The following is a 13499-nucleotide window of genomic DNA, read 5'->3' as shown; positions in this document are numbered from 1 at the left end:
TCAGGCGTGCGTTCTTGCGGGTGAACGCGTTACTGTGATGTCGCCATAGGCGTTGCGGGCACGGATCTCCACTGTGTCCGTGGATTGGCCAGGTCCATGGGTGACGTCGAGTGCGTTGCGTACCCGTCCATATTTGGTCTTGAGGTCAAGCCAGGCCGCAGTGCCCTCCCGCACGCCGATGGACAGCGCACCCGCTGCCGTCTGCACCGTGAGGGCGCCCGCGGCCACTTCCCCTACCGTGATGTCACCGTTGGACGTTTTGACTGTGGTGGAGAGGCCTGCCCGTTCCAAGGAGACGTCGCCGTTGGCGGCGCTGATGCTGAGCTCGCCGGAAACGTGCGAGATGTAGGTGTTGCCGTTGCCGTTCTTGACGGTGGCAGCCCCGTCGATGTGACGGACGCGGATTTTGCCCGAGCCGGTCTTGATCCTGGACCGTCCTGCCGCGCGTTCCACGGTGACGTCACCCATGTCGGTGTGGGCTCGGAGCTCGCCGCAATGGTCGATGCGGATGTGGCCCAAGTCGGTCTTCAGGTCGGCGGTGCTGAATTCGCCCTCACAGCGGAGGTCTCCCATGGCGGTCTTCAACTCCAGGCTGCTGCCCAGGGGAACCTCCACGGCGATCTCCACTGCACCCCCGTCGCTGAACCAGCTGTGGCGGAATGCGGGGTGAAGCCTGACCTGCAAGCGGCCGTCCGAGTAGTCCACGGTGGTTTGCTCAGCCATCCTGACGTCCAGGCTTCGTTGTGCCTTGCGGGGCTGGACCGTCACCTCGGTTTCGGGGTGGTCGCGGGCCATGACCCGAATATCGCCGCGGACGGAGACGTCCACCACGACGGCGATCGGCCGGGGAGTCTGGAAGGTCGCCATCAGCGCGCCCATCCCGTGAAGTTCTGTTCGCCGGTTTCGCGGCGCCTGCCTTTGTTGGCCGAGCGGCTGCCGTGAAGCGCCTCGGCGACGGCCCGGACCAGCCACGAGTTCACGGACACGCCATCCCTGACTGCGGCCTCCTCAACGTGTTGCTTGAGCTGATCCGGAAGCCGGAGCGTGGTGCGCGAGATGCTGGTGCCGTCGAAGTCCTCCGGGGCCATGGTTCCCAGGATTGATTGCTCGATCATTGCCTCGAAGTCCCCGCTGGGCGGATTGTTGACCACGAATTCCGGGTCGCGGCCGCGGAGCCTCACCTCCACCGAGCCGGGGGCAAGCTCCAGGGTGATCTCGCGCGCGGCGTCGGAGAGAGCTTCGAGAAGGACCAACCGAACCGTGGCCTCCACTGCGGCGGTGAGTCGCTCGCTGAGGGCCCGTGCTTCTGGGCCTCCGGCCTCGGCGGCGGCGTCCAGTTGGTGCTGGACCGCAGTGACGTATGGGTTAAGCTGCATGACACCATTATGACGTCATTGTGGTGTCATGCCAAGGGTTTTCCGTCCCCTCATGGCGTCACCCGAAGTGCCCCGGCTTGACGGCGCCACGTTCGCCGGGCAGGCTGGAGCGATGAAGTCTTGAGCGCAGCCCCCTAGCTGCGGCTGCATCCCCAGTACCCACACGGCTTTAGCCACCCACTGCGGACTTGCGAGGATTCCTCTTGACTGACCACCTTTACCTTTCCGGCGTTTCCCACGGCTATGGGGATCGCGAACTTCTCAACAACGTTGACCTCGTCATCCACCACGGCGAGCATGTGGCGATCGTCGGGGAAAACGGCGCGGGGAAGTCCACGCTGCTACGGCTGCTGTCCGGTGTGGAAACGCCCGACGACGGCGCGGCCGGCCTGGGCGGCAACCCCGGCTACCGCGTGGGCTACCTCGCCCAGACCCATGGATTCTCTGAATCGGTGACCGTAGGAGATGCCATCGACTCTTCCTTGGCGTCGCTGCGTTCCCTTGAAACCCACATCCTGGACCTCGAATCAGGCCTGGCCGACGCAGACACCGAGGAACTTGAACTCTACGGAAGCCTGCAAACGGAGTATCAACTCCGCGAGGGCTACGCTGCCGAATCCCGGGTGGAAGCAGCGCTGGACAAGCTGGGGCTGGGAGGCCTGGACCGCCGTCGAACGCTTGGTTCCTTGTCCGGCGGCGAGCAGGAGCGGGTGGCGCTGGCATGCTTGCTGGCCGATCCTGCCGAAGCGTTGCTCCTGGACGAGCCCACCAACCACTTGGACGCGAATGGTACCGCCTGGCTTGAGTCCCGGTTGACTGCGCATCGCGGCACGGTAGTGGTGGTCTCGCACGACCGTGTCCTGCTGCGTAAAGTCGCCACCACCATCATCGAAGTGGACGCCGACCGCAGGTCCGTTAACCGCTATGGGAACGGCTACGAAGGCTACCTCCGCGAGAAAGCCGCCGAACGTGCCCGTTGGGTCCAGGAGTACGATCAATGGCTGGACGCCATGGCTGCCGAACGGCTCCAAGCTGCCACAGTGGCCGACCGTATGGGCTACGGACGCAAGCGCGACAACGACAAGATGGGTTTCGATTTCAAAGCCGGAACCTGGCAGAGCGCGGTCACCAGCAAGGTACGCAACGCCCAGGAACGGCTCCGCCGGCTCGAAGAGAATCCGGTGGACCGCCCACCGGTGCCGCTGACACTGGCAGCTCCGCTGGGTTCTGTGACCGACGTGATGTCCGAACCTGCGCTGGAAGCCCACGGCGTCAGCGTCCCCGGGAGGCTTCAACCCACCGATCTTAGGGTTGAAACCGGCCAGAAGGTACTCATCACCGGGCCCAACGGAGCCGGTAAATCCACGTTGCTGTCCGTGTTGACGGGGAACCTGGAACCGGCCACGGGGTCGGTGGGCGTCCGCGGCAAGGTGGGCTACCTGCAGCAGGAGCTCGACGTTCCCACACGGCCGGGGCTGCGCTTGCTTCCAGCATTCGCCGCTGGGCTGGGTGGCAACATCGATGAACACGCGGAAGGCTTGCTTCGCCTGGGTCTCTTCCGGCCCGCCGAGTTCCACGTGCCCGTGGGTGGCCTGTCCGCGGGGCAGCAACGCCGCCTCGCCCTGGCCCGGCTGCTCCTGGGCGGCTACCAAATCATGATTGTGGATGAGCCAACCAACCATTTGGCACCAGTATTGGTGGAACAACTGGAGGCAGCGTTGGCCTCATTCGCCGGGACCCTGGTGATCGTGAGCCACGACCGCGCCTTGGGCGAGTGGTTCGATCACTGCGCCCGCGTTGACGGCTCCGGGCGGAGCGCATCGGCAGGATCGTGGGTCCGGTACGGGATGCAGGGCGGCGAATTGCTCTAGTCCACGTTGCGGTGGTCGTCACGCGGTTTCCACTGCGGTGAGTTGTTGGCAAAGGGATCGTTACCCCCTGTCCTGCAGGTGGAAACACGGCATCGAGCGTCCCGAAACAACGGCGGAGCACCATGGGAAGGGAACCGGCCGAAAGGACTTTTCCCGTGATCATCCAGAATCTCTTCCTGCAGGGCATCTACCACTTTGAAGGAACCGGGCTGGATAAACCGGTTCCCATCCACGCCGAACTCTCGCACTTTGTTCCGGATGGCGTGGTCAACCAGACGCTGTACTTCCGTGGCGGCAATTCCAGCCCTGAACTGATCACCGTGGTGTTGATGCGGGACCGCATTCCCCTCCGCTATTTCCCCATCGGGGCCAAGGGCGATGTCCACATCCCGCTCAGGGTGGTGGAAGACACCGAAGGCGGGTCCGTGATCGAACTGTTCATCGTGGCCCCTGCCGGGGTGCGGGGAACCGTGGTGGTGGATCTGGGCATGGTGGAGCACTGATGAAAAAGCGGCTGGTAGTGATCGGAAACGGCATGGCCGGCGGCCGGGCTGTGGAGGAAATCCTGGCCAGGGGTGGTGCGGATCTGTTTGAGATCACCATGTTCGGCGACGAGCCGTACGGGAATTACAACCGGATCATGCTCAGCCACGTCCTGTCCGGTGAGGAAAGCGATGCGGACATCTTCCTCAATGACCTGCCTTGGTACCAGGACAACAACATCACCCTCCACGCCGGGGTCCGTGTGGATCGGATCGATAAGTTCAGCCGGCATGTCTTCGCCGCCGATGGCCGCGTGGTCCAGTACGACTACTTGATCATTGCCACGGGCAGCCGTTCCTTCCTGCCACCCATGGACGGCATCTACACGCCCAGCGGAACGGTGCGGCATGGAGTCTTCACCTTCCGGACCATGGACGACACCCGAAGGATGATCCAGTGTGCCCAACACGGGCTCCAGCACGATCAGCAAGGCAAGGTGGTGGTGATCGGCGGCGGATTGCTGGGGCTGGAGGCAGCGCGGGGGTTGCAGGCCCATGGCCTGGACGTCGCCGTGGTCCACTCGGGTAGTCATCTGATGAGCGCCCAGATGGGGCCCGACGGCGGTGCAATACTGCGGAGAAGCGTTGAGGCGCTGGGCATCGCGGTGCACACCGGAAGCCGGACCACGGCGATCCTGGGCTCGGACCGCATCACCGGGGTGGCCCTGCGCGATCAGCCCAACCTCGACTGCGACATGGTGGTGGTCACCGCAGGCATCAGACCCAACGTGGATGTCGCCGTCGTCAGTGGTTTGGCAGTGGAGCGCGGAATTGTGGTGGATGACCACCTGCGGGTGATGGACGAAGAGGAGATTTTTGCCGTGGGGGAGTGCGTCCAGCACCGCGGCGAGGTGTACGGGCTGGTGGCGCCTTTGTGGGAACAGGCCGCCGTGCTGGCCGACCATGTCACGGGCGTGGACCGCTCCTCGATATATCTGGGGTCCAGGACCGCCACCAAGCTGAAGGTGGCCGGCGTCGACGTCGCTTCCATGGGACTTCATGGCCCGGAACGGGACAGCGACGAGCACATTGTGTTCTCGGAACCCAGCCGTGGTGTGTACAAGTCGATCGTGATCCGGGACAACAAGATGGTGGGCGCCACCCTGCTGGGTGACAGCCGCAAGGTGGCCTACCTGACCCAGGCTTTTGATCAAGGCCTGCCCCTTCCTCAGGAGCGGCTCTCGCTGATGTTCGACCTCGGGTCACCGGGGGAGGAAGAGAGCGTTGCCGAGCTGGCGGACAGCGCCTAGGTCTGCAATTGCAACGGCGTTTCCAAGGGGGCGTTGGTGTCCGCGGTCCACGGTGGGTGCACATCGGTGTCCGCTGCCATCGACGCTACCCGGGCCGGGAAGGGCTGCGGCTCGTGCAAGCTCATGGTGACCCAAGTGGTGGAGTGGGCCGCCGGCGGTGCTGTGGAGGAAGACCTGGCAGCCACCTACTACGTTCCCGGAATTCCGTTGGACAAGGCTTCCCTGATGGCGGAGATCCGGGGCCGCGGGCTCCGCTCAGTGTCAGAGGTCTTTGCCGCTTTGGCTCCGGGCAGTGCTGAGGATGCCAAATCCAAGATGGGGCTGGCGTCGTTGATGAAAATTATGCTGGCCGGGGACTACGTGGACGAACGCGACGCCCGGTTCATCAACGACCGGGTCCACGCCAACATCCAGCGCGACGGCACATTCTCCGTGATCCCGCAGATGAAAGGCGGGGTGACTTCGGTGCAGCAGCTCCGGCGGATCGCGGACGTCGCCGAGAAGCACAAGATTCCCCTGATCAAGCTGACCGGCGGGCAAAGGATCGACCTCCTGGGGGTGCCCAAGGAAGAGCTTCCACAGGTTTGGGCCGATCTGGACATGCCCTCCGGGTACGCCTACGGCAAGAGCTTCCGCACGGTCAAGACGTGTGTTGGGAAGGACTATTGCCGGTTCGGAACAGGGGACTCCACGGGATTGGGGATCGGGCTGGAGTCCAGGTTCCAGGGAATTGAAGCGCCGGCCAAGCTGAAACTCGCCGTCTCCGGCTGCCCCCGCAACTGTGCGGAGTCCCTGGTCAAGGATGTGGGAGTAGTGGCCGTGGAAGGTGGCCGCTGGGAAATTTACATCGGCGGAGCCGCGGGCGCCCATATCCGCAAGGGCGATCTCCTCGCGACAGTGGACACTTCGGAAGAGGTGACCCTCCTGACAGGCCGGTTCATGCAGTACTACAGGGAGAACGCCAACTGGCTGGAGCGGACGTATGCGTTTGTGCCGCGCGTAGGGATCGAGCACATCCGCAGCGTCATCCTGGACGATTCCGAGGGGATCGCGGCCCGTTTGGATGCTTCCATGCAAACATCGGTGGACAGTTATGTGGATCCTTGGAGCGAACGCGATGATCCGCTGACGCCCGGCCAGTTCCGGACCTCCCTGCCCTTGACAGTCCTGCCGCAGGTGCCGGTCCGATGAGCGCGCAGCCAGTGAGTGCCGGGTCAGTATCTGCCGCTGGATCGAAGGCCCATCGCGTCCTTGGTCCTGTTGACCAAATTCCGTTCGGTGAAGGCCGGGCGTTTGGAATCGACGGGGAGCAGGTGGCGGTGTTCCGCCTGCGGGATGGAAACCTGCGGGCCGTCTCGGGTGTCTGCCCGCACAAAGGCGGCCCGATCGCGGACGGCACCATCGACCAGCAGGTGGTGGTGTGCCCCCTTCATCAACACGCTTTCGAACTCCAAACAGGGTGCTCCACGACGGGCGCCAACCCCCTGCGCGCCTACAGGGTTTTCGCAGATGAGGCCGGAAATGTGGTGCTGGAACTGGGCTGAACAGCAGCCATTTCCAAGCGGGTTTTGGCCCTTGTCCATGGCTCCTTGTTGCCTGCGTCACGGGCATTCGGGTTAATCCCGTAAGATAGACGGGTTGCGCGAAGCTTCGGCGTTCTGCGTTCTTTGTCACACTTCGGGTCCTCCAAAGAGGAAAAGCTCGAATTTTGTGTGCCAAAGACGCCTATGTTCCGGCATGGGCGTGACACCTACAGCAACACCCCAACCCACAAGGAACAGCTGTGCCGCAAAGTACTCCCACAGATCTCCAGAGCTCCAAGGCCTCATCTTCAGCCTCGGACTCCAACCTCAGCGCCGAGGGATACCAGAAGACCCTGAGCCGCCGCCACGTCACCATGATCGCCATGGGTGGCGCTATCGGCGTCGGCCTCTTCATGGGTGCCGGTGGCCGCCTGGCCTCCACCGGCCCGGCCCTGATCTTCTCCTACGCCATTGCCGGCGTCATCGCTTACCTGCTGATGCGCGCCCTCGGCGAACTCATCATGTACCGCCAGACGTCCGGCTCCTTCGTGAGCTACGCCGGCGAAATGTTCGGCAAGAAGGGCGCCTTCCTCTCCGGTTGGATGTACTTCATCAACTGGGCCATGACAGGCATTGCCGAGCTGATCGCGATCGGCCTGTACTTCCAGTTCTTCTTCCCGAACGTGCCCATTGAACTGTCCGCCATCGCCGCGCTGGTGCTGCTGGTGGCCGTGAACCTGTTCAGCGTCAAGGCGTTCGGCGAGTTCGAATTCTGGGCTTCCTGCCTCAAGGTCGCCGCTATCGTGATCTTCCTGGCCGTTGGCACTTTCATGGTTGTCACCAACGCCAAGGTGGGCGACGGCAACGCGTCCGTCGCCAACCTCTTCCACGAAGACGGCGGCATGTTCCCCAAGGGCGGGCTGGTGATGATCCTGGTCCTCAACGCCGTGATCTTCGCTTACAACGCCATCGAGCTCGTTGGTATCACCGCAGGTGAGATGGAAAACCCGGAACGCGAAGTTCCCAAGGCGATCCGCGCCGTCGTGGTCCGTATTGTGGTCTTCTACGTTGGTTCGGTGACGCTGCTCGCAATGCTGCTGCCGTCCGACCAGTACGTGGCCGGCACCTCGCCGTTCGTTACTGTGTTCGGCCAGATGGGCCTCGGCTGGATGGGCGATGTCATGAACATGATCGTCATCACCGCCGCGTTGTCCTCCTGCAACTCGGGCCTGTACTCGATCGGGCGTATCTTCCGCACCATGGCCAACAACGGCCACGCCCCGCAGTGGCTCACCAAGATGTCCACCCGCCACGTGCCGTACGCAGCTATTCTGGCGATCGGCGGCGTCTACCTTGCGGGCATCCTGCTCAACATTTGGCTGGGCGGCTCGCACGCGTTCGACCTCGCGCTGAACACCGCGTCCATTGGTGTGATCTTCACATGGGGCTCCATCTTCGCTAGCCAGATTGCCTTGCGGAAGAAGCGCGGCAACGTCTCCAGCCTGCCGATGCCCGGTTCGCCGTGGACCAGCTGGGTGGGGCTCATTGCCCTGCTGGCGATCACCGTGCTGATCGGTTTCGATTCCATGACCGACAAAGAAACCGGCGAGGTGTTCCTACTGGGCCTGTGGACCCTAGCGACCATCCCGTTCTTCGCCCTGGTCCTGTGGCTCGGCTGGCAGAAGGTCAAGAACAACGAACCCAAGAGCGAGCTCTTCAGCTAAGACTCGTCTGGTTTCCTGCGTTTCAAACGTACGACGGCGCGTGCCTCCTTCCGGGGGCACGCGCCGTTTTCGCGTTGCGAGGCCCGCTTTGCGCCTTATTCCTGGCGCAAAGGGTGCAGAGCAGGCCCCACAACGGGAGGGTTTCGTGTTGTGGGGCCTGCTCTGCGGACTAGCCGAGCTTGGGGATTAACACCGGTGTGCTCTTCTTGTAGGCCTCGTACCCGGCTTCGCCGCCCCAGGTCTTGTCGGCCTTCTTCTCCAGAAGGGGAATGCCACTGACCTTGGTGAGCAGGAGGGTGACGAAGATCGGGGAGATCAGCGCAACCCACTGCCAGCCTTGGAGCACCGGAATCGCGATAATGGCTACCCCGGTCCACAGCAGGATCTCGCCGAAGTAATTGGGGTGCCTGGACTTGGACCACAGCCCGGTGGAGATGAACTTTCCCTTGTTGGCAGGGTTGGCCTTGAACCGGCTCTTCTGCAGGTCCGCCACGATCTCGATGACGAATCCCGCCGCCCACACCACGAATCCAAGGATGGCCAGCCAGTCCAAAGCCACCCGGTTGGTGCTGGTGATAGCCACCCATGCCGCCGCCGCGGTGAAGACCACCCAGAGTCCCTGCATGGTCCAGACGTTCAGGAAGCGGATGAACGAGGGCTTGAGCTCGTCGAAGCGATCGTCCTTGCCGGCTTTGTGGATGCGCCGCGACAGGAAGGTGCCCAGGCGAAGGGCCCACGCGGTAACCATGGCCGCGAGGAGCAGCGAGCGTGCATCGATTCCGGGGGTGGCCAGCACCAGGAGCACCGTGATCACCACGTAGGTCAGTGAGCCGGTGAGGTCGAAGAACCTTTCCGTCTGGGCTTTAAAGGACGGGATGAAGACGATCCATTGAATGATGAAGGCCGCGGCGACTGCTGCCGTAAAGAGGGGAATGCCGGCGAGGCCTTGCCCATGGTGGCTTCCGGCCCAAGCGACGAGCGCCCCCAGCAGCACTACTACGGGAAGGGCAATCAGGCCCTTCCTGTCTGAATCCTTCACGGCGCGGTTCCTTTCGCAGTGGTTCCCCGTAACGTCTCATCGAGGTTTACCTAGCCTGTTTGATGTTCAATCTAATTTGATTACTATATAACCATGCAAAACCATCAGAAGGCTACCGGAGGGCTGGGCCGCCCGGCTTCCCGGACCCTTCAAGGTCTCTTCAGCCTCGCGAATGAGACCGAACGTGAGGTTGCCCGAACGCTGGGCCTCAACCTCACTGACTACAGGGCGCTGACCGTCCTGGCGGACTCCGGACCCGTCACTGTCGGAGCTCTTGCCGCGGAACTGGGCGCGACGGCGGCCACCACCACTGCGCTGGTCAGCCGCTTGGAATCACACGGTTATGTTGAACGCATGCGCAGTACCGAAGACCGGCGCCAAGTGCGCGTCAACGTCACCAGCGCAGCAGCCGGCAAGGTCAAGGACCTGATGCTGCCATTGCTGTCCGCCGCCAGCCAGCAGCTGGACGCACTGCCCCCCGAACGCCAGGCCTTCGTCACGGACTTCCTCGACGCCGTCCTGAACCTCATGCAGGACCACCTGCAGTCGATATCAACAGAGGGTGCCCGTTGAGAGAATTCACCTCCCCGCCGCTGGTTGACGCCGCCAACCACCGCAATGCCACCGAATTGCTCATGGAACGCGTGCGGACAAGCCCAGGGCATATCGCTTTCGAAGTCCGCTCGGCCGGTGCTGCCATCACCGATCCGTGGCGGCAGGTCACCACGGAACAATTCGTCGAAGAAGTCCGGGCCCTGGCCAAAGGCTTCATCGCCGCAGGCATCCAGCCAGGTGAATCCCTGGCCATCATGTCCCCCACACGGTACGAATGGGCACTGGCCGATATGGCCGCCTGGTTCGCCGGCGCCGTCGTGGTTCCTGTCTATGAAACCTCGGCGGCACCGCAGGTGACGGCGATTCTGGCTGACGCCGATGTCAGGCTTGCTGTGGGCGGCACGGCAGAGCACGCCGCTTTGCTGCAACAAGGCTTCAACGATGCTGGAATCGAGGCTTTGGGGATCTGGACCATCGATGCCAGGCCCGGAGCGGACCTGGCAGACCTGGTGGAGGGCGGCGCCGGAATCCCGGATCACGCCGTGGAGGAGCGTCGCCTGCTGGCAGACCTCAATACCGTGGCCACCATTGTCTATACGTCGGGCACCACGGCCGCGCCTAAGGGTGCACTGATCACCCACGGCAACTTCGTGGGGCAGGTCCTGAACGTTGCAGGAGCCTACACCGAGGTGGTCCGTGAGGGCGGGAACACCATCATCTTCCTGCCTATGGCCCATGTCCTGGCGCGCGGGCTCCAGCTGATCTGCCTGGCCAACGGCATGCGGATCGCCCACCTTTCCGATCCCCGCGACGTGGTGCCCGCGCTGGGTGCGTTGAAGCCCACGTTTTTGGTGGTGGTCCCGCGGGTCCTCCAGAAGATCCAGGCATCGGCCGCGGCCGCCGCAACACAAAAACGGCTGGGGCGCGTGTGGGCTTCGGCGCAAAGTACGGCAGTGGAGTGGGGCCGGTTTGCCGAAGCGCACGACGCCGACCCTACTGTCCGTGCCTCTGCAGGCCTCCGCATTCGCCGGGCTCTGTTCGACCGCCTTTTTTACGGCCGGCTGCGGAAACTGGTGGGCGGGCGGCTCGATTACCTGCTCTCCGGCGCCGGCGCGCTGGATGCGGAACTGTCCCTCTTCTTCCGCGGCCTCGGGCTGCCCGTGATCGAAGGTTACGGGCTGACGGAAACCACAGCCCCCCTGACGGGGAACCTGCCGGGCGCCATCAACTCGGGGTCGGTGGGCGTCCCCATGCCCGGTACCACCGTGCGTCTCTCAGACCAAGGTGAAGTGCTGGCCCGCGGTGTGGGCGTCTTCGCCGGCTACCGTCGGCAGGCGGACAACGCAGACGCGTTCGTCGACGGCTACTTCCGGACCGGGGACCTCGGCGAGCTGGACCATCTGGGCCGGCTCACGTTGAAGGGCCGGATCAAGGACGTTATTGTCACCGCCGGCGGGAAAACGATCTCCCCGGCCATTTGGGAAGGCTACGTTGAAGGCGACCCGCTGGTGGCCCATGCCGTGATGGTGGGGGAGGGGAAACCCTATCTCGGCGGGCTGGTGCTCCTGGACCCCGAATCCTTGGCCGCATGGGCTGAGCGCGAAGGGATATCCGATCTGAAGGGCCTCCGGATCCCCGACGACGGCGGCGCAGTCCAAATCGACGACGTCCGGCTTCTCGCCGTGATTGGCCAGGCCGTCAGTGCCGCCAATGCGAAAATCGCCCGCTCAGAGCAAGTTCGCCGGTTCGCCTTGCTGCTGACTGACCTCACCGAAGCCAACGGGATCGTGACACCCACCATGAAACTCAAGCGCGGAGCCTTCACCGAGCGAGCCCGCCATATCGTTGACAGCCTCTACACAGACACCCGGCGGCAGGGATGAGCCACACCATGAAAAGGTGGCTCCTGTCTTACGCCCTGGCCGCGGTGATCTTTGCCGTGATCGACGTCGTATGGATCGTCACCGTGGCGCAGCGGCAGTATCAGAGCCAGATGGGGCATCTCCTGGCGGCCAGCCCGCAACCCGTCGCAGCTGTGCTGTTCTACCTCGTCTTCGTTGCCGGGATCGTGCACTACGGGGTACGGCCGGCGAAGGCGGACATTGCGTTGCGCGGGCGGATTCTCGGTGGCGCGCTGTTTGGGTTCTTCACGTACGCAACCTGGGCTCTGACGGCGCTCGCTGTCCTCAAGGACTTCCCGGCACTGGTGGCCGTGACGGACATCGCCTGGGGTGTTGGTGTATGCGCTATGGTCACGTGGCTCACGGTGGTGCTGCTCCGAAACGTGCTGAAGGGGCGCCCGGCGTCGTAGGCCTTTTCGGTTGGGACTGTCAGGGGTCGGGTCTAGGCTCGATGTATGGAACACACCACCACCCTGACGCAGCACATTAAGGCAGGTCCGGAGAAAGTCTGGGCCGTTATCTCGGACATCCCGGGCTCGGCCGGCACACTCTCCGGCATCGACTCCGTCCAGTTGCTCAGCGAAGGTCCGTACGGCGAAGGCACGCGCTGGAAGGAAACCAGGACCATGATGGGCAAGCAGGAAACCGTCGAAATGTGGGTTTCCCAGGCTGACCCGCCGCGCAGCACTACCGTGAAGGCGCATCAGGGCGGCGCTGACTACACCTCGCGCTTCACCCTGTCCGAGCGCGACGGCGGTACGGACCTTACGCTGACGTTCGGCGCCGAGGTCCTCAAGCCGTCGTTCCTCAGCAAGGTAGGTATGGCGCTCTTCGGGAAAATCGGCATGAGCATGACGCGCAAGGCCCTCGCCAAGGACCTGACGGAGATCGCAGCAAAGGCGGAATCCCTCTGATGGCGGCTGCGAAGGTTGCGGCCCCTAAGATTTCACCGCTCCGTTTGGAAGAATTGCGCGACGACGACGCTCCGGACTTCCAGCGTGGCGAACGGTATGACGGCGTCAGGTGGACCAAGGTTTCTGCCGACGGAGAGGAACTGAGTGGCTCCGACTTCATTGAATGCGAATTGAATGGTGTCTCCTTCAATGAGGCGCAGTTGCGGGGTGCAACGTTCCGCGAGTGCATTCTGGCCGAGCCGTACGCGCCGGTCTTCACCGCCGCGCGGAGCTCCTGGCAGGACGTGGAAATCAGCAACCCTCGATGGGGCTCAGCTGAACTGTATGAGGGGAACTGGCGCTCGGTCCGGATCGACGGCGGCAAGCTGGACTATGTGAACCTGCGCGGCTCCAAGCTCATGGACCTTCAGATCTCGGACTGCATCATCAACGAGTTGGATCTCGGTGGCTGCGCAGGCACCAGGATCGCCCTGAAGAATTGCACTATCGGCACCTTGGACGTTACCGGGGCAAAGCTCAAGGATGTTGATCTGCGGACCTCGGAGTTCCGTGGCATCAACGGATTGGCCGGGCTGGCGGGGGTTGTTATCGATGACTACCAACTCAGCCTCATGGCACCCCTTCTGGCTGGTCACCTTGGGATCCGGGTGGTGTGATCCCGGGCTTCCGGTACTGCGTCGGTTCCTGTGCGGGCCGGTCAACAAATGACGTCAGCTGTTGACCGTCCCGTCGGGCCGTGTAATCTTTATAGAACGAACGGTCGGTATATTATTCCAGGCCGGTCCCTTTCACTTTCGCGAAGGA

The 13499-nt window shown here is 63.3% G+C and carries 12 protein-coding genes and 1 pseudogene; 10 read left to right on the top strand and 3 right to left on the bottom strand.

The window, feature by feature from the left end:
* Both ABQM86_RS16645 and ABQM86_RS16640 read right to left on the bottom strand, forming a co-directional pair.
* Positions 1-867, bottom strand: coding sequence for a DUF4097 domain-containing protein (locus tag ABQM86_RS16645; RefSeq protein ID WP_369744987.1), 867 nt, complete (start codon positions 865-867; stop codon positions 1-3).
* Entirely contained in the window at positions 867-1376 is a 510-nt protein-coding gene (locus tag ABQM86_RS16640; protein ID WP_369744985.1) for a histidine kinase, read from the bottom strand. The genes ABQM86_RS16645 and ABQM86_RS16640 overlap by 1 nt, the downstream gene beginning before the upstream one ends.
* A gap of 203 nt (positions 1377-1579) precedes the next feature.
* Here ABQM86_RS16640 and ABQM86_RS16635 point away from each other — a divergent pair, with 203 nt between their 5' ends.
* The 5 genes and pseudogenes from ABQM86_RS16635 (at position 1580) to ABQM86_RS16615 (ending at position 8286) form a co-directional block, all read left to right on the top strand.
* Entirely contained in the window at positions 1580-3247 is a 1668-nt protein-coding gene (locus ABQM86_RS16635; protein WP_369744984.1) for an ABC-F family ATP-binding cassette domain-containing protein, read from the top strand.
* Positions 3248-3402: 155 nt separating this feature from the next.
* Entirely contained in the window at positions 3403-3750 is a 348-nt protein-coding gene (locus ABQM86_RS16630) for a molybdopterin oxidoreductase (RefSeq protein WP_089596049.1), read from the top strand.
* Positions 3750-6230, top strand: a pseudogene (gene nirB, locus ABQM86_RS16625) (nitrite reductase large subunit NirB). The gene ABQM86_RS16630 and the pseudogene nirB overlap by 1 nt, the downstream one beginning before the upstream one ends.
* Positions 6227-6583 (top strand): Rieske (2Fe-2S) protein, encoded by a 357-nt coding sequence (locus tag ABQM86_RS16620; RefSeq protein ID WP_207594467.1) that lies wholly within the window; start codon positions 6227-6229, stop codon positions 6581-6583. The pseudogene nirB and the gene ABQM86_RS16620 overlap by 4 nt, the downstream one beginning before the upstream one ends.
* Before the next feature lie 239 nt (positions 6584-6822).
* Complete coding sequence (locus ABQM86_RS16615; protein ID WP_280623434.1) at positions 6823-8286, top strand: amino acid permease; 1464 nt, start codon at positions 6823-6825, stop codon at positions 8284-8286.
* Positions 8287-8455: 169 nt separating this feature from the next.
* Here ABQM86_RS16615 and ABQM86_RS16610 read toward each other — a convergent pair whose 3' ends face one another.
* Complete coding sequence (locus ABQM86_RS16610; RefSeq protein ID WP_369744983.1) at positions 8456-9325, bottom strand: DUF1295 domain-containing protein; 870 nt, start codon at positions 9323-9325, stop codon at positions 8456-8458.
* A gap of 93 nt (positions 9326-9418) precedes the next feature.
* Here ABQM86_RS16610 and ABQM86_RS16605 point away from each other — a divergent pair, with 93 nt between their 5' ends.
* From ABQM86_RS16605 to ABQM86_RS16585, 5 genes are read left to right on the top strand one after another with little or no spacing between them, the layout of a single operon-like run.
* Complete coding sequence (locus ABQM86_RS16605; RefSeq protein WP_369744982.1) at positions 9419-9898, top strand: MarR family winged helix-turn-helix transcriptional regulator; 480 nt, start codon at positions 9419-9421, stop codon at positions 9896-9898.
* Positions 9895-11763, top strand: coding sequence for an AMP-dependent synthetase/ligase (locus ABQM86_RS16600; RefSeq protein WP_337339206.1), 1869 nt, complete (start codon positions 9895-9897; stop codon positions 11761-11763). The genes ABQM86_RS16605 and ABQM86_RS16600 overlap by 4 nt, the downstream gene beginning before the upstream one ends.
* A gap of 8 nt (positions 11764-11771) precedes the next feature.
* Positions 11772-12191: a DUF2177 family protein gene (locus ABQM86_RS16595; RefSeq protein ID WP_369744980.1), complete on the top strand. Its 420-nt coding sequence runs from the start codon at positions 11772-11774 to the stop codon at positions 12189-12191.
* Positions 12192-12236: 45 nt separating this feature from the next.
* Positions 12237-12695, top strand: coding sequence for an SRPBCC family protein (locus ABQM86_RS16590; protein WP_280623430.1), 459 nt, complete (start codon positions 12237-12239; stop codon positions 12693-12695).
* Positions 12695-13351 (top strand): pentapeptide repeat-containing protein, encoded by a 657-nt coding sequence (locus tag ABQM86_RS16585; protein ID WP_207594460.1) that lies wholly within the window; start codon positions 12695-12697, stop codon positions 13349-13351. The genes ABQM86_RS16590 and ABQM86_RS16585 overlap by 1 nt, the downstream gene beginning before the upstream one ends.
* Positions 13352-13499 lie beyond the last annotated feature (148 nt).

The organism is Paenarthrobacter sp. AMU7 (genome assembly GCF_041200195.1).
Classification (GTDB): Bacteria; Actinomycetota; Actinomycetes; order Actinomycetales; family Micrococcaceae; genus Arthrobacter.
Note: the sequence above shows the minus strand (reverse complement) of the source record. Positions and strands in the feature narration are given on the sequence as shown.

What these genes read in the sequence shown, in the direction of transcription:
- ABQM86_RS16645 (WP_369744987.1), bottom strand. Translation starts at nt 867, where the DNA reads ATGGCGACCTTCCAGACTCCCCGGCCGATCGCCGTCGTGGTGGACGTC.
- ABQM86_RS16640 (WP_369744985.1), bottom strand. Translation starts at nt 1,376, where the DNA reads ATGCAGCTTAACCCATACGTCACTGCGGTCCAGCACCAACTGGACGCC.
- ABQM86_RS16620 (WP_207594467.1), top strand. Translation starts at nt 6,227, where the DNA reads ATGAGCGCGCAGCCAGTGAGTGCCGGGTCAGTATCTGCCGCTGGATCG.
- ABQM86_RS16605 (WP_369744982.1), top strand. Translation starts at nt 9,419, where the DNA reads ATGCAAAACCATCAGAAGGCTACCGGAGGGCTGGGCCGCCCGGCTTCC.
- ABQM86_RS16595 (WP_369744980.1), top strand. Translation starts at nt 11,772, where the DNA reads ATGAAAAGGTGGCTCCTGTCTTACGCCCTGGCCGCGGTGATCTTTGCC.
- ABQM86_RS16590 (WP_280623430.1), top strand. Translation starts at nt 12,237, where the DNA reads ATGGAACACACCACCACCCTGACGCAGCACATTAAGGCAGGTCCGGAG.
- ABQM86_RS16585 (WP_207594460.1), top strand. Translation starts at nt 12,695, where the DNA reads ATGGCGGCTGCGAAGGTTGCGGCCCCTAAGATTTCACCGCTCCGTTTG.